This is a genomic window from Corynebacterium sp. H113 (genome assembly GCF_037572315.1).
GTDB lineage: Bacteria > Actinomycetota > Actinomycetes > Mycobacteriales > Mycobacteriaceae > Corynebacterium.
Genome location: NZ_JBBHKZ010000002.1, coordinates 564,473 through 580,488, shown reverse-complemented (window position 1 = coordinate 580,488; position 16,016 = coordinate 564,473). Strand labels below are relative to the sequence as shown.

Sequence of the window (16,016 nt, the reverse complement as noted above, 5' to 3'; positions counted from 1 at the left end):
GCATTCCGAGGAGAAAATCATGACTTCTGTCAACACCAATCGACGCACACTTGATCCCGTGACGTTTGAGGTTCTGAAGAATGCCTTCGCAACCTCCGTCAATCTCATGAGCGAGCAGATCCTCCGAACCTGCTACTCATTCGTGATCTACTCCCGCGACTTCTCATCCGCACTGTGCGACGCCCAGGGCAACACCGTCATGCAAGGTGACCAGGATATCGCGGTCCACGTGGGCACGTTGCACTTCCAGTGCCAAGCCGTTCTCGACGAGTTCGGCGATGATATTCATCCAGGCGATGTTTTCTGTGTCAACGACCCTTACGCCGGTGGCACACACATGAATGACGTATCGTTCTTGCGCCCTATCTTCGCCGAAGGTAAGCTCCTTGCCTTCGCACAGAACAAGGGCCACTGGGCAGATGCCGGTGGTTCGGTACCTGGCTCTTTCGACGTCTCTGCGACGGACTACTTCTCCGAAGGTCTTCGTATTACACCGATTCGCATCTGGCAACAGGGGCGCTTGCTGGAAGACATCGCCAAGATGCTCGCCGCCAATACCCGTAGCCCAGAAATCATCATGGGTGACTTGCGTGCACAGGCAGAAGCAACTGCGGTATGCGAACGTGAAATTCTGCGACTCGTCGAAAAGTATGGCTTCGACGTTGTTAAAACCGCTCTTCAAGAAGTCCAGGATTACGTTGAAGACATCGTGAGTGCGCGAGTCTCGCAGTTCCCGGATGGTGAGTGGTCGACGGTCGACTACCTCGATTTGGATCCGGCCAAGGACGAGCAGCTCATCCCCATCAAGGTAACCATGCGGATCAAGGGTGGACGGCTGTCCTACTCATTGGATGGCTCCGCTCCTGCGGTCGCCAGCTTCTTGAACGCCGGCTACGGCTCCGCGTTCTCGGGCGTTGTCGCAGGCACCAAGACGTTTTTCCCAGATGTGCCGTTGAACTCGGGCCTCTACCGCGCCATGGATGTGGATTTGGGGCCAGAGGGAACCGTCGTCAATGCTGGGCTGCCACACGCCGTGACTGGCTTCTGTTCGGGTCCGTACGAGAAGATCATGAATGCCGTTTTCGAGCTGTGGTCCAATCTCATGGAAGACCGTGCGCTGGCGTGCTCCTTCAACCTGGAGTACCTGCTGATTGGTGGCGAAGACACCCGCGATATCAAGGAAGAGACCGACAAGGGCGCCTTCTTCATGTGGTACGACTGGATGGCTGGCGGCTGGGGTGGCCGAACGGACCGTGATGGTTCATCTGCGACCGCACCAGTGTTCGGACCTGGTTTGGCTGTGCAGCCCGTCGAAGGCCAGGAGCGCTTGTCCCCTGTTCTGACTAGCCATCATCGCCTCATCACCGACTCTGGCGGACCGGGCAAGTACCGAGGCGGCCTGGGTGTCTCCAAGGGAGGCATGCTCACCGACTGCCGTTCCACCGTGATGAGTTACTGCTGTGACCGATCCCGCTCTGTGACCTGGGGTATCAACGGTGGCTTGCCATCGATTCCGCACGGAGTGTGGCTGAACCGTGGCTCCGAAAACGAGCGCTACTTGGGCGCAATCTTCTCTAATGAGAAGGTGTCCCCTGGCGACTCCTTTGAACGCCCATCAGCTGGTGGCGGTGGTTTCGGAGATCCCCTAGAGCGTGACCCGGAGGCAGTGCTCGAAGATGTCATCGACGAATATGTGTCCGTCGAGCGCGCTGCGAAGGACTACGGTGTCGTCATCACCGTCGTCGATGCGGAAATCGACGACTACCGACTAGATGACGCCGCAACAACCACACTGCGCGCAACTCTTCGCGACGAACGTCAGGCCAAGATCACCGAAGACGCCGAAAGCGTCGCGGCTCGATACCGAGCTGGTGAACTTGACCAGCTCGATCTCGTTCGCCATTACGGAGTCATTCTCGACTGGGCAACTGGAGAATTGCTTCCTACAACGACGAAGCAGTACCGCCAGCAGCTGGAACGTCGCTCGACGAGTCAGTGGTAGTCGAGTCAGTAGTCGTGGCGCCACTCAGTGTCACACCCGCGGCTTCCGCCCGCTGAAGTACCCACTCGGTTGCGATGTCAGTTCCCGGACGCATGCCGTCCACACTGGTGTCGTATGCCAAGTGGACTTCCGTGCCACTAAGTAGGAATTTCAGAAAGACCGCTAAGCCTTCACGAGTCTCAGGACAATACGATTCTTCGTCCTGCAAAACCTCTCTGACTGCGCGCGCGGTCTTTTTGGTGTCTGCCGGATCCAACGACAGCTCCTCAAACAGGCCCGATAGGGGCGCAATCCTGGAATCTGCAGAACACCATTGATCGCCTTCGTTGCAGATCTCGATGACGCGATCCGACAACTCACCCCAGCCGCCATCAACCGGCCCGAACATGCCCTGGGTGTCCGCTGCTGCCGTGCCATAGGTGGCATTCGCTACCGAGCTGCCGTCACTATTGCTGACCAGGCTCCGGCGCGGGTTCGCCAGTGCCACGATTGAATTGACCTGGGAAGCCTCGATACGCGACTGGCCTGCAACGATATTCGAGGCAACGACATTGACGATGTCCGCTCCCTGCGAATATCCCACGAAAGCAAAAGAGGTGCTTGGGCACGCCGTCGCAAAGTAGTCAATGGATTGCTCGACAGCAGCCGCACCATCGATCCGGGACTGACCATAGCTTGCAGTCGCCACCGCATCAGAGGTGTACGGAATCCACGCTACGCGAGCGTTGTCGCCAAAACGGTCCTGGAATGTGGAGCCCATCTCTCCCAGGAATGTGCCAATCGGATGCTCAGGCGAGCGAACCCTATTCGTGTCCATCGTGCCCGGCACCATGAGCACCGTCAATGGGGTGCACTCCCCCTCCGCGAAGGCATCGAGGCCCATTGGTGACCCGGTGACAGTACCTAGTGCACGCTCTGCGGGCTCCAACAGGGGACGCGGAATAATTGGGCTCGATGTACCCGCAATGTGATGGTCGAGGCCAGGGAGCTCGTCGCTAGGGAATTGCACTCGCTGTGCGCTAGGTGACTCCGCCGTTCCCGATGTCTCTGGTAACACCGGCAGCTTTGGTGAAGCGGCTGCGGGCAGGGCACTACTTACTACCGCCACTCCTGCCACGAGGGTCGACACCAACCTCGTTGCCATCCGCCCCCGGGGTGTCGTCTTCTTCGCCGTCGTCTTTTCTGCGGGTTCTCCGGCTGGTGTCTCACACACCTTCTTACTAATCATGAATGCATATTATATTTATCTTCGGATTCCCACTTCCCGAGCAGTCTCGAAATTTCGAACACGACCCGACAGCGGGTCGGTAAAAGCCACGCTCGTCGCCAAAAGTCGCAGCGTCACGCTGAAATCCGCAATATCACGGCCCGCGTCGTTCGGATAGGTGTCATCACCCAGAATCGGATAGTCCAGGTGGTTCATCGTCGCCCGCAATTGGTGAGTCCGCCCGGTCGCCGGCTCCAACAACCACTTTGCGACGGTCATCACCTGGCCACAACTCCCACAAGAACACGCGCTCCCGTGGGAATCTCCAAGGACATCCCCGATATCAGCAGCTACCGGACCGACAAAGGTCACCTGCGTCGATGCCTGCTTCGCACCGGTTATGCCCTCGGGAACGACTGACACCCCGCGCTGCCCTGGCGTGTTCAACAACCAGAGATCCGCTGCTCGGCTTTCCCCCGAATCCCAGTTATCGGGCATCGCTGTCAAACACTCATACTTCTTGGCGACGTCCCCTACCTGGAACAACCGCTGATACGCACCACGTGTCTGTGGATTCCTCGACAGCAGCAACACCCCCGCAGTCAATCGATCTAATCGATGGAGAGCGACAATGTCCGGCTCGTCGTAACGCTGTCGCAAACGCTGCTGCACAGTGTTGGCTTGCAATCGCCCATTTGGGGTGGATGGCAAGAAAGGTGGCTTGTCGACAACAATGAGTTCGTCATCCTCGTAAAGAACGTCGGGGTGAAACGGAATGGACGGCTCCGCGTGCAGTAGCGAATCGACATCGCTCAGTTGGGCCGTCGTACGCTCGCGGTCTTTTCCCCACCATGAATCGCGGTTACCTGCTGCTCGTCCCATGAATTACTCGTGTGCCTCACGTGCTTGGCGTAATTGCCCTGCAATGGCCTCAATAAACTCGGTCGGCTCGTCCAGGCTCAGCCGAATATGCCGTGCTCCGCGAGGACCGAATGTGCTTCCCAGTTCTGCTGGAATGTCGTGCGCCGCTAACCAAGCAATAGTGTCAGTGTCCAGCTCGCCCTTGGTGCACCATAGGTGTTTGCCACCTGTTGAATCCTCGACGTGGAATCCGGCTGCGTGAAGCTCCGGAATGAGAAGTGCGCGTCGCCGTTGCAGTCGTGCACGGTGTCGATCGAGGCTGGTGCCGTCGCTATTGTGATCCGCCCCTGTAGCTTCTGATCCAATGACAATCAGCCCGTCCTGGTTACCGTCGCATACTGCGTCCGACAAGATGGACGGCGCGTCAAGCACCCAAGAGTAAGGCAGTTCGCGTTCATCGGAGATGAGTGGAACGCTGCGTTCGTGTGCCCACATCACTACTTTCCGCAGATGGTCGTGTCCCAAGATACGGCCACGCGGGCTGCCGCCGGAGTGAATGATCATCGCTGCTGGACGGGCAGGCCCCAACTGCATCAGCGAGTCAGCACGGACGAGTCGCACGCCGAAATCTGCCACCGGTTGGACAAGACCTGGCTCAACTAGTTCAGGGATGACAACAGAGCTGCCTGCAGACACTCCGCACTGAGCTAACGCCTGTGCCCACACGGCATCAACTGCCACAAGAAACCTCCGGCTGGATTGAGTCTTACTCCTCTGCCTGTGGAGGCAGCTTAGAAATGAAGTCCACGTCAAAGTCCTGTGGCCCCAGCTTTGCTGCACCACCTGGAGAGCCCAAATCGTCGAACCAGTCGACGTTGGCATCGGTGTATTCGATCCATTCGTCCGGAACGTCATCTTCGTAGAAGATTGCCTCTACCGGGCACACCGGTTCGCATGCACCACAGTCAACGCATTCGTCTGGGTGGATGTACAGCATGCGCTTACCTTCGTAAATGCAGTCAACCGGGCATTCTTCAACGCACGCGCGGTCCATTACATCGACACAAGGCTGGGCGATTACGTAGGTCATGGCTGGAGTTCTCGACCTTTCATGGGAAATGGGTGTAAGTAAATTGTACAGGTCAGTCTAGTTTATCGGGAATGACGCAATGGCCATGCTCCACCAGCTACTCCGGCAGCAAGCAGAGCTATGGCACGAAGCCATGGGCCGTATGCCGCATCCCCTCCGAATGGGAGGCTAGTCCATGCCGTAATGATGAGGTAACCGGCAACCCAACACCACACGGGAGCAGCAGCCAGAGTGCGCTTAGAAGTCCACAACAGCGCTGTATTGGTCAGAATCAAATTCATCACGTATGCCACTGGAATCGTCCACGGCACAGGAATGGCTACGCCATTGATTGTCCACCACTGCCCCAGATAGACAACTTCCAACAGCAAAGTGACCAACGCTGCAACGCACAGCCACACAATCGCTGTCCCAGCTTCGCCTTTGTCAAAGACCTCACGATTCTGGGAACGCTCCGGGTCACCCCAGTGCTTTTCGACGGCTTCCGTCATCACTACTCATCCCCCAGAATTGCTAAATTTTCAGCAGTACCTCGTCGATAATGCTCCATCGGCACTAAAGGCTGGCACAGCAGATTAGATAATGCCCACACACCTCGGGCACGACCCGAATCATCGACGCTGCCCCACGCGGCATGTGGGTTCGTATGGCTCATCGAACCGTTGCCCACCCAGGCCTGAGTAGCGTGAGCTTCCAATGCACGAATTTTTGCCGACAGGGCGGCGTCGTCAAGCACGACACCGTATTCGCCGGTGACTGATGCGAAGTCATCAATTGTCGCGGAATGCCATTGTTCAGGCACCACCGTGATGGCAGCAAGTCCGGCAGCGAGAGTGTCGTGATCCGTCACTGCCCATGCAGTCGGGATATTGTCCCCGCAGGCAGCAACGGTGATGTCATGAGCGCGAATGTGATCCGGGTGTCCATAACCACCGTCAGCATCGTAGGTAATGACTAGATCCGGCTGGAGATCATCAAGCAAAACTCGCAATTGCGCTACTGCACGATCCCCAGAATTGATGAAAGCTCGCGGGTCGTCATTGCCTGGATCACCGAGCATTCCAGAATCGCGCCAGTACCCCGCACCCCCCAAGAAGATCGGCTGATGTGAGGGGCCGTTTGCACCAAGAACTGTCAGCGCTTCGGTTAACTCACGCACGCGAAATCCACCGAGCTGATCAGCTCGACCCGCAACGAGACCTTGATATGGCTCTCCAATTACCTCGCCAAGTTCGCCCATTGTGCAGGTAATAACAGTGACCTGAACACCTCGGCGAACCAACGCAGCGATGGTGCCACCTGTCCAAATAGCCTCATCATCAGGGTGGGCGTGGACAAAAACAACGCTATTCATCGGCAGAGTTCTTTGCTTCTTCCATTACGACTCGTTCCCACAGCGGGATTGTCATTAGTCGACCAGTCCACGGACTCGATGGCCACTCTTTTTGTTCTGGGTTACGTGGAACAATAGCCCCCGGCCCCACCACGGTCAGCATATGGTCGGTGGCGATTGGCATTTCTACGGCACGCTCGTCGATAAGCGAAGACAGCTCCGGCGGAACCTCGGTGCCGGGATCCTGCAATAATTCATCGATTTCAGGGTCGCAAATTCCTGACAGATTGCCCGCCCGCGCTGTTGCCGCTGGCGCAGCAAACTCAGCGTTCGATGCTCCCGACGAGCTCTCGCTTGTCGACGACGGTACAGACGTAGAGCCCTTCGTAGTGGCGGTGTTCTTCGGTTTCAGCGAAGGCCTGGTGGTTTCTGGGCACGAGTAACGATCACGAGCCTGCAAGCGAGTGTTCACCGATTCGCCCCACGAAACAACCATGTCCACTTCTCCCCATGGAAGCAACGAGCGAGTGAGATCAATAGCCGAAGAGGTGGTCACCTCCGCCGGAATTCCCGCAGCAGTAAGTTGATCAGCGATCGCGAAAGCCGCCGCTTGAACCTGCGGATCCTCTCCCATTGCCCCTAGCCGCAGTGGCTGTTCCTCTGTGAATGCTGTCATCTCCGGTGCCCCCTCTGGAGCCTCGTCAGATGCCGTCTCCGTCGCAGGTGTCGAAGATTCCTCGACCTGGTCAGGGTTCTCAATTGCACGACGCCCAGTGGCAACCGAGGCAATTTCGTCAACATTAATACTGTCGAGCAATTCGCGACGAACCGCGACGTCGTCAAGCCTGACCGATGCCATGTTCAGTGATGCGGACAGTGTGCGGGGCGCATCGAACTCTTCGGTGACCGCGTCCGGTACTAGACCGTATGTCAGCACAGTCGTTTCCGCTGGGCGTACGTATGCTGCCTGCAATTGGTTCGAGCGCATTTGCTGGGCACCCGCAACATCCTTACCTGCGAGGCGAAGCACCACGTTCTCGGTTGTCGCCGGATTGTCACCCCAGAAACGATCGTTGCGCGCCAAACGCACTTCGTTACGGCCCACATCAATGTGCAGCACCGAATACCTGCCACCCGATGCAGGAACGCTGGTGGCCAGCAAACTCTCAAAACCGCTTGTCGACGCTCTTAGCAGGTGGCTAGGCAACAAATGGCGGAATAACTCCTGATAGCCGACGATCTCGCCATCAAAATAGACATCAACTCGGCGGCCTCCACCGGAAACTTCGATGTGATCGATCTGCTCGTATCCCGCGGAATGCGCTACCCCTGGGGTTTCCACGATCTTTCGGTGCAAGTAGCGAAAATCTTCTCCCGAGATAGGAGTTCCATCCGACCACTGAGCACCTTCACGAATGTCATATCGAATATGAGTGTTCTTCGTGCCATTCGTTGTGACTGTATCCACGGTGACGTCGTCGAGTACGTCCTTGTCCTGCACCAACGTGGTTGGGTCAGCTGGATCAGGAATGAATGCACTTGGCAGTGTCAAGCTCGCGATCAGATCAGTAAGCGGCGACTGATCGGAAATCAGATGCGGATTGAAGCCTTCGCCAAACTCATCGACGCCGATATTGATGGTGCGTAGCTGCTTTTCGCGATCTTCCTTAGATTTGGCCTGATCTTGCGGTTTTGGGTCCTCTGCCACCGTTGGGGCTTCCCCTGGATTAGCCATGCAAGAAGCCAAGAACGCCGTCGACACCAGCCCCGCTAATAGTGCAGGGCGGAAGCGACGACGGCGAATACTCATGGAGTCCAGATTACTGCGTTTGGCAGCAGAATTGAGCTAGGCGTTCTTGTTGCGTGCCTTTTCACGCGAACGAGCACGACCGCGCTCGGTTGCGTTCAGGATCAGCTTACGAACACGAATTCCGTCAGGGGTGACCTCAACACACTCGTCGCCACCACAGAACTCCATGGCTTCATCCAAGGTCAACGAGCGAGCCTTATCCAAGGTCACGGTGGTATCAGCAGATGCTGCACGCATATTGGTGAGCTTCTTTTCCTTAGTGATGTTGATGTCCATATCCTCATCGCGAGGGTTGGCACCAACGACCATGCCTTCGTATGCCTCATCGCCCGGTTCAACGAAGAACGTGCCACGATCCGACAATTGCAGCAGTGCGTAGGCCGTGATCTGACCCGAACGGTCAGCCACTAGTGAGCCTGATGCACGATCCTTGATCTCGCCAGCCCATGCGTCATAACCAGCCGAGAAGTGGTTAGCGATACCAGTGCCCTTGGTTTCCGTCATGAACGTCGTACGGAAACCAATCAAGCCGCGCGACGGAACAACAAACTCCATGCGAACCCAACCGGAACCCTGGTTACCCATCTGCTCCATACGGCCCTTACGTGCCGCCATGAGCTGAGTGACCGCACCAAGATGCTCTTCAGGAACATCAATGGTGAGGTGCTCGTATGGTTCATGCACCTTACCATCGACCATCTTGGTCACTACCTGTGGCTTACCAACGGTGAGCTCAAAGCCTTCACGACGCATTGTCTCCACCAACACGGACAGAGCCATCTCGCCACGACCCTGAACTTCCCACGTGTCTGGGCGCTCGGTTGGCAAAACCTTCAGCGACACGTTACCGATGAGTTCCTGCTCAAGGCGAGCCTTGACGACGCGAGCCGTCAACTTATCACCGCCGCCCTTACCAGCCAGTGGCGAGGTGTTGACACCAATCGTCATCGAAATAGCAGGCTCATCAACAGTGATTCGTGGCAATGGCTGCGGATTATCGACCGCACACAGGGTGTCACCAATCATGACTTCGTCGATACCCGAGATTGCCGCAATGTCACCTGCGACTGCTTCCTGGGTTGGCACGCGGGTAACGCCAACGGTGCGAAGCAACTCGGCGATCTTTGCTGTCTTGATATGCTCCTGGCCCTCAGAGTCATAGTGAATCCACGAGATCTGCTGACCCTTCTTGATGCGACCCTTGTGAATACGGATCAGACCGATACGGCCAAGGAAGGAGCTGGAGTCCAGGTTGGTGACCTGAGCCTGCAGCGGAGCATCAACATCAGCGGAAGGCTCCGGCAGAACTTCCGTGATGACGTCAAACAGTGGCTGTAAATCGTCGGAATTTGGCAGATTGCCATTGCCAGGATTGACAGTGGACGCCTTGCCAGCACGGCCTGATGCGTACAGCACCGGCAGTTCCAGGTTGCGCTCAGCGGCTTCGGCAGCCTCTGGGTCCTCAACAGTGGAAGCAAGTTCCAGAAGTAGATCCTGAGCTTCCTCGACGACTTCGTCGATACGGGCATCCGCACGGTCGGTCTTGTTCACCAAAATAATGACCGGCATCGACGCAGCCAAAGCCTTACCCAACACGAAGCGGGTCTGTGGCAACGGACCTTCAGACGCATCGATCAATAGCACGACACCATCAACCATGGACAGAGCACGTTCCACTTCACCACCAAAGTCCGCGTGACCAGGAGTGTCGATGACGTTGATGATCAGGTCTTCACCATTCTTGCCTGCACCCTTACGACGGATTGCAGTGTTCTTCGCCAAGATGGTGATGCCCTTTTCACGTTCCAGGTCACCAGAGTCCATCACGCGGTCAGCGACTTCCCCATGGTCATCGAACACGCCGGACTGCTCCAGCATGGCGTTAACGAGGGTGGTCTTGCCATGGTCAACGTGGGCAACGATGGCAACATTGCGGAACTCAGTATCGCTCACAGGCGGATAGCTCCTTATTAATTATTGAAAAGATGGACGTGCATAAGCCACGGGCGCAATGCCCTGCAGCTTTAGAGCGTCATACACGTTACTCCTAGTTCCGAGTATCTAGCGACTTGTTTAAATGTGATCAGCCCCCTACGCTCGCCCCACACTTACGACAAAACACCCGCGGGGGTATATTTTCACCCCTTTTTGGCGTGGGCTCGCCAACATCATTATGGTTGGCCGCTATACCCCGTGGGGTATTAGAGAATCATCCCCTCCAGCATTGTGGAGAATTCACCGATAGTGAGGACCAACGTTAATGATCCGCAATCTCGGCGAAAAGTATTCGCCTTTGTACTTCTTGGCCGCTCTCGGCTTCGGCGGCATGTCCGTGTTCTTCTTCATGCTGTTCATGCATGTCACGCCACATCCAGATACCCCTATGCCAACGTTCGAAAGCATTTGGTCGGCATATAACGACGGCAACGCGTTCCTGAAGGCGTCCGTGTGGGTGGGATATGTCGGCATGACGATCTTCCTTTTCATGCACTTCTTCCTACTCATTTGGAACTTGCGCGAATTCTTCGCGTTCCGTAAGACTTCGGCATACACCCAGTTGCGCTCATCAAACGCTGAGGTCACCCTGATGGCCGTGCCACTGACTCTGGGCATGTCCGTCAACGGCATTTTCGTCGCCATGATGGCTTATGTGCCAGGCCTCTGGGACATTATCCAGTCCTTCATGCCGTTTGCTCTGATCATGTACGGAGCGGTTGGCGCTCTTGCCATCTACTACATGACCATCTATTTGAAGCGCGTCATCAATGCAGGCTTTGACTTTAAGGCAAACGGCGGCCTGAACCAGCTGCTCGCAGTCTTCGCAATGTCGATGATCGCCGTCGGTTTCGCAGCACCAGCAGCAATGGGCACCAACAAATGGGTAGTCATGATCGCAATCTTCGGCTCGCTATTCTTTGCCGCGATCACCGTCTTGCTTTTCCTTGCGTTCATGCCAATCGGCGCTGCAAGCATGATGCGCTACGGGCTATCGTTGCAGAACTCAGCCACCCTTTGGCTGACCGTTCCAGTCACCACACTGCTGGGCATTACATTCCTCCGCCTTCGTCACGGCATGAATACTTTGGCCGACCTTGGCCCGAAGGGCCCTGTTGAGCACCCCAAGACCACAATTTTCGTTTTGGTTGTACTGGCTGCCGCAGTCATGGTCCAGCTAACTTTCCTTGGTCTCGGCCACATGGTCATGCGCGAAAATGGCTTCTACAAGCAGTTCGTTCTCAGCAACGAGACGGCGTCTCCAGCAGCATTTACCCTGATCTGCCCAGGTGTAGCATTGAGCGTCCTGTCGATGTTCCTACTCCACGTTGGCATCGTCCAGAACAATCTCATTGAAAAGTTCTCCGCTCCGTACTACATCGCCATCACCCTGATTGCGACCGTCGCAGCCATCACCATCTGGGCAATGGTCACCCTGTTCCGAAACCAGTTGTCCCGCAACAGCAAGATTGGCAGCGAGCAGCGCGCTTAAACTTCACGCAAAACTACCGTGATGTGATTTCACCCCACGATCACCCCGCACTACCCCCAAACTGATTAATCCGGGAAAGTGCGGGGTTTTGCGTATTCCCACACCCCATAGCGACCCGACGGCTCCACAATGACAGGCTTGAACAAAGTTCACAGCGATAGCGCCAGGCTTGACTTTCCTAAAGTCCCCACTGGGAAATGGTGCCAGATCGCAGTTTTACGTAAATCTCAACAGTTACCCATTATCACTTCAGTCACATTGATTCACTTTCGACACGCCACTACTCACTGATAACTTCTTGAGATTTTTCTAAACCTTTTTCCTGCAAATATTTCACTCACTTTCACTTTCCGTCTTATGATGGCTCTCGATTCTTCACACTCCCGACTACCGAGAGGTCTTCACCGTGGTCTCCCATCGACGCACACTTATTCGTCGCACCGCTGTCGCACTTGGCGCATCGGCACTTCTGTTCGCGGGCGCTGTCCCATCTGCAGGCGCTTCCCCATCCCTCGACTTCGCACAGGCTGCATCTCCAAATGTGTACGGCACAGTCCGTGACATGGTGAACCAGCCTGGTGTCCCAGCCGAGATTCGTGACGGCATCAACAAGGCAATCGACTTCCTCACCGGCGAAGGTGGCGGAGAGCCTGGCTTCGAGGTTCCAGAGAACGGCCCAGCTACCGTCCAGTTCGCTATCCCCACTGCCGCCGAGAATTGCATTGACGGCCAGTCCCGGTCGATCGGCCTCGCTACTGCTGTGCCAGGCCCAGCACCACTCCCATTGCCAGGCGTTGGCGAAGGTCAGACCGGCTTCATCTTCACCGGACTTGGCACTAAGGAACTGGCTCCACACCAGAACACCAGCATGCGCGTCCATTGGATCAACGCAGCTAACGGCAACTACGGCACCACGGAGCTAACCAACAACGGCATCAACGCTGAAAGCGGCCCATCCACCGTCAATGGCACTGCGAACACGGGCAATGGCCTTGTCATTGCATTCCTTGAAGGTGGCATCACCGCAAACGAGTCCAGCGGACCAGCAGATTGCAACTACACTCCAACTGCAGCCGCTATCCCAGTTGGCATGGGCCAGCTCCCAGCAACCCCAGCCCCAGCGAGCCCACAGTTCCCAGCACTGCCTGAGTCTCCTGCAATGCCAGCGATGCCAGCAATGCCTGAATCTCCAGCACTGCCACAGGTTCCAGCGCTGCCAGAGTTCGGCTTCTAGATTTCACAGCTTCGCAACCGCTCCCCGAGCTACTTAAGCCCGCCCTGTCACTCTCCCGAATTTCACGGTGAAGAATTGAGTGACACGGCGGGCTTTCCCGTCTCACACCCCGCGCAATTCATGTGAGGAAGACCACTTTTTGTCGGCCAATTTTCCCGGGCGAAAACTAGACCACCTTATACCCCTGTGGGTACTATTCCCCCTATGTGTTATCCAGTTGAATGCCCAAAATGCCACAAAACCACCTGGGGCGGCTGTGGCTCCCACATCGATCAGGTCATGGCGATGGTCCCTGAACAGAATCGATGCACCTGCCCAGAAAATCAGCCACAAGTAAGCAAGCGTCCGCTATTCGGAATTTTCGGATAAGAACTAACGCTCGTTTCGCATAATTTCAGATTCTTCACCTATATGGCTAAAAACCTCACTATCGTTGAGTGCATGCCCAGCGCTCATCCGCCTAAACACGAGGTTTTCGACACCACACAGCGCACGAACACCGATCCCAAGGAGTTCGTGCGTTTCGTCGATCGTTACGAGCTAGTCGCTCCCCGCTGCCTCTACATGCGCCGAGGGATGGACCATCCCAAGTTTGGCTACCTCGAGTCCTACCTCCTGCCGGCACACGGCCTCAGGGCCAGCATTTTTCACTTCCGCCCTGAAGTTGAAACAGAGCACGTTCGGTACCTGGACATCGTCGATATTGACCACCCTGATGCTGCAACATCAGACCGACCAGGCATGTGGCGTACAACTGATCTGTACCTTGACATCGTGCAACGCTCAGATGGCACCGTCGTAGTTGAAGACACAGACGAGCTCAGCAAAGCTCTTGTCCATGGTTTCATTACCGAAGCTCAAGCCACTCGCGCCATGGATGCAGCATTCTCAGCGGTCGCAGGTATTGCGCACCATAACAACGACATTGATGGGTGGTTACGATCGTTGGGATACCCCATCGCTTGGGCAACTGATGTGTCGTTGATGCCGGCCATGGGGTCGTCGTAAAGTACCGTTTTTCAGCGCCCCTGCCACATACCACCAGCTAGAGGAGTCTCACACCACATGAACGCCATCGTTACCGCAGTTCGCGAGCAATTATGCGGATTCTACGAGGATAGCGATCCGGCGGAGGCACAGCTCACGTTTTTGGGTGCGACTCCGATGACGCTGCTGCGTTTTGGTCCTGACTCCGAAGGTGTGGTGACGTACGCGTCACTCGGCTGCTCGGCGGAACCGATGGCGGATCCGAACGACATGACCCCAGACTTTACGACGGGTCCTCGTGCGGAGATTATCGTCGAAATGAACAACGGCCTCGACGAGATTATTAGGCCGTTAGCGATGCTGGCGGCGTCGCCAAGCATTGAAGGACTCGTTCTGCAGGAAGACGCACTGCTCGACTTCAACAGCCCATTGTGGGCGGGGTCGCGGTTCACCGGGTTCGTGCTCATTCATGCAGACGTTCCGGACGTAACTGCGCCGGGTGGGGAAACTGTCACCATGTTGCAAGCGGTTCCGGCGACGGCAAACGAGTTTGCGCTCGCCCGAGCGAAGGGAGTGCCGGAGCTGCGACAAACATGGGAAAGTCACGGTACGGTTTTCGCTGATCCGCACCGTGTCAGCGTCGTGTAAGAGTGACTTACGTCAGACGCAAGAAGAGATCCTCGATCTCATCCGGGGTCAGATGCCCATTGTCGGTGCCATTGAGGCAACCACGCATAGATGACGAGACGACCTTAAAGCCTGCTCGGTCAATCGCTTTGGACACAGCACTGAGCTGAGTGACAATTTCCCGGCAATCGCGGTCGTCTTCCAGCATCGCAATAACGCCCGCGAGCTGGCCATTTGCGCGCTTCAACCGATTAATAATGGCACGGCGCTGCGCTTCTCCATCGAACGTCGGATCGATGCTATTTCCTGCGGATGGGTTTTCTTCGGAGCCGTCTGACGATGACAAGCTACCCATGTCAGTGCTAATCACGTTGGCCACGCTGGTGTTCTCCTGCATTTCAAGAATAATACTGCCTAATACCCCTCACGGTACTACTTTATTGAACAAGCATTACTGCGCGGGTTTAATTTCTTCTCCACATTAGTTGACGTGGCTGCAATTTAGAATTCGCGATTTCATGAATATATCCGCAGTTCGTGAGTACTGCACGTACCGTTGACGGTATGACTACCTCTCCTCAGACTCACCCGGCTGTGCCTGGCTCGATTGCCAAACTCGCTACCGCTGCGAACACCGTTGAGTTCTTCACCGGGGCCGGAATGTCCGCCGAATCAGGTCTCGAAACCTTTCGAGATAAGCAAACTGGCTTGTGGTCCAAAGTTGACCCGATTGCCATGGCCAATTTCGATGCATGGCGACGTGATCCATCCCGCATCTGGCCCTGGTACTTGTGGCGCATGAGCAAAGTCCAAAACGCCACGCCAAACGCTGGTCACATAGCTATCGCAAAGTGGACAGAGCTGCTTTCCGACGGCCCCGGCTGGGGCCACGTCACCACTCAGAACATCGACAACCTGCATGAACGGGCAGGAAGCGATCATGTAGCGCATCTTCATGGCAGCCTATTTGCTTTCCGCTGTGACCACTGTGGTGCCCCAGCTGAGCAGCCTGATCCTCCTCGCGAGCCCGTCGAGAAGCTCATGCCACCGTTTTGCGAACGCTGCGTGGCAGGTCTTATCCGTCCAGGAGTGGTGTGGTTTGGCGAGTCACTCCCACAAGCTGCGTGGATGGAAGCCGAAATGTACAGCCAGAAGGCTGAACTCATGATCGTGACGGGCACATCGGGTGTCGTCTTCCCTGCTGCGGGATTACCACTGACTGCGGTCGAGGCTGGTATTCCGGTCGTCGAGATTTCTCCGGAAGAAACTGATTTCACTCCGCACGCAACGCACTTCTGGCAAACCACGGCTGCGGTGGGGCTTCCTGCGCTTGTCGACGTCGTGAAAAAGGCCCGCGAACAGTAAGTTCACGGGCCTT

General features: G+C 56.2%; 15 protein-coding genes. 6 read left to right on the top strand and 9 right to left on the bottom strand.

Features of this window, described 5'->3' with window-relative positions:
* Positions 1–19 precede the first annotated feature (19 nt).
* Positions 20–2,002: a hydantoinase B/oxoprolinase family protein gene (locus WG938_RS03860; RefSeq protein WP_339977742.1), complete on the top strand. Its 1,983-nt coding sequence runs from the start codon at positions 20–22 to the stop codon at positions 2,000–2,002.
* On the opposite strand, the gene WG938_RS03855 is transcribed toward WG938_RS03860, so the two are convergent.
* From WG938_RS03855 to typA, 8 genes are all read right to left on the bottom strand, one after another.
* On the bottom strand, positions 1,944–3,230 hold the full coding sequence (locus WG938_RS03855) for a cutinase family protein (protein WP_339977740.1): 1,287 nt from the start codon (positions 3,228–3,230) through the stop codon (positions 1,944–1,946). The two genes, WG938_RS03860 and WG938_RS03855, sit on opposite strands and share 59 nt — an antisense overlap.
* A 15-nt stretch (positions 3,231–3,245) precedes the next feature.
* Positions 3,246–4,091, bottom strand: coding sequence for a pseudouridine synthase (locus WG938_RS03850; protein ID WP_339977738.1), 846 nt, complete (start codon positions 4,089–4,091; stop codon positions 3,246–3,248).
* 3 nt (positions 4,092–4,094) lie between these two features.
* The gene (locus WG938_RS03845) at positions 4,095–4,811 is read right to left on the bottom strand and encodes a hypothetical protein (RefSeq protein WP_339977736.1); all 717 of its coding nucleotides are present in this window, start codon (positions 4,809–4,811) and stop codon (positions 4,095–4,097) included.
* 25 nt (positions 4,812–4,836) lie between these two features.
* Entirely contained in the window at positions 4,837–5,160 is a 324-nt protein-coding gene (fdxA, locus tag WG938_RS03840) for a ferredoxin (protein ID WP_339977734.1), read from the bottom strand.
* A gap of 62 nt (positions 5,161–5,222) precedes the next feature.
* Positions 5,223–5,651: a hypothetical protein gene (locus tag WG938_RS03835; protein ID WP_339977732.1), complete on the bottom strand. Its 429-nt coding sequence runs from the start codon at positions 5,649–5,651 to the stop codon at positions 5,223–5,225.
* 2 nt (positions 5,652–5,653) lie between these two features.
* On the bottom strand, positions 5,654–6,514 hold the full coding sequence (gene mshB, locus WG938_RS03830; protein WP_339977730.1) for an N-acetyl-1-D-myo-inositol-2-amino-2-deoxy-alpha-D-glucopyranoside deacetylase: 861 nt from the start codon (positions 6,512–6,514) through the stop codon (positions 5,654–5,656).
* Complete coding sequence (locus tag WG938_RS03825) at positions 6,507–8,303, bottom strand: ABC transporter family substrate-binding protein (protein ID WP_339977728.1); 1,797 nt, start codon at positions 8,301–8,303, stop codon at positions 6,507–6,509. Before WG938_RS03825 ends, mshB begins: the two co-directional genes overlap by 8 nt.
* A 36-nt stretch (positions 8,304–8,339) precedes the next feature.
* Complete coding sequence (gene typA, locus WG938_RS03820; RefSeq protein WP_339977726.1) at positions 8,340–10,256, bottom strand: translational GTPase TypA; 1,917 nt, start codon at positions 10,254–10,256, stop codon at positions 8,340–8,342.
* A 307-nt stretch (positions 10,257–10,563) separates the two neighbouring features.
* On the opposite strand from typA, the gene WG938_RS03815 reads away from it, so the two are divergent.
* The 4 genes from WG938_RS03815 to WG938_RS03800 all read left to right on the top strand — a co-directional run bounded on the left by WG938_RS03815 (position 10,564) and on the right by WG938_RS03800 (position 14,659).
* Positions 10,564–11,790 (top strand): TsoY family (seleno)protein, encoded by a 1,227-nt coding sequence (locus tag WG938_RS03815; protein ID WP_339977724.1) that lies wholly within the window; start codon positions 10,564–10,566, stop codon positions 11,788–11,790.
* 406 nt (positions 11,791–12,196) lie between these two features.
* The gene (locus WG938_RS03810) at positions 12,197–13,024 is read left to right on the top strand and encodes an Rv1157c family protein (protein WP_339977722.1); all 828 of its coding nucleotides are present in this window, start codon (positions 12,197–12,199) and stop codon (positions 13,022–13,024) included.
* A 441-nt stretch (positions 13,025–13,465) separates the two neighbouring features.
* Positions 13,466–14,032, top strand: a complete 567-nt coding sequence (locus WG938_RS03805) for a DUF402 domain-containing protein (protein ID WP_339977720.1) — start codon at positions 13,466–13,468, stop codon at positions 14,030–14,032.
* 57 nt (positions 14,033–14,089) lie between these two features.
* Positions 14,090–14,659 (top strand): suppressor of fused domain protein, encoded by a 570-nt coding sequence (locus WG938_RS03800; protein ID WP_339977718.1) that lies wholly within the window; start codon positions 14,090–14,092, stop codon positions 14,657–14,659.
* A 7-nt stretch (positions 14,660–14,666) separates the two neighbouring features.
* On the opposite strand, the gene WG938_RS03795 is transcribed toward WG938_RS03800, so the two are convergent.
* Positions 14,667–14,993 carry a metal-sensitive transcriptional regulator gene (locus WG938_RS03795; protein WP_445228202.1) on the bottom strand — a complete coding sequence of 109 codons (327 nt, stop codon included), beginning with the start codon at positions 14,991–14,993 and terminating at the stop codon, positions 14,667–14,669.
* A gap of 209 nt (positions 14,994–15,202) precedes the next feature.
* Between WG938_RS03795 and WG938_RS03790 the strand changes: the two genes are divergently transcribed.
* Entirely contained in the window at positions 15,203–16,003 is an 801-nt protein-coding gene (locus tag WG938_RS03790; RefSeq protein ID WP_339977716.1) for an NAD-dependent deacylase, read from the top strand.
* Positions 16,004–16,016 lie beyond the last annotated feature (13 nt).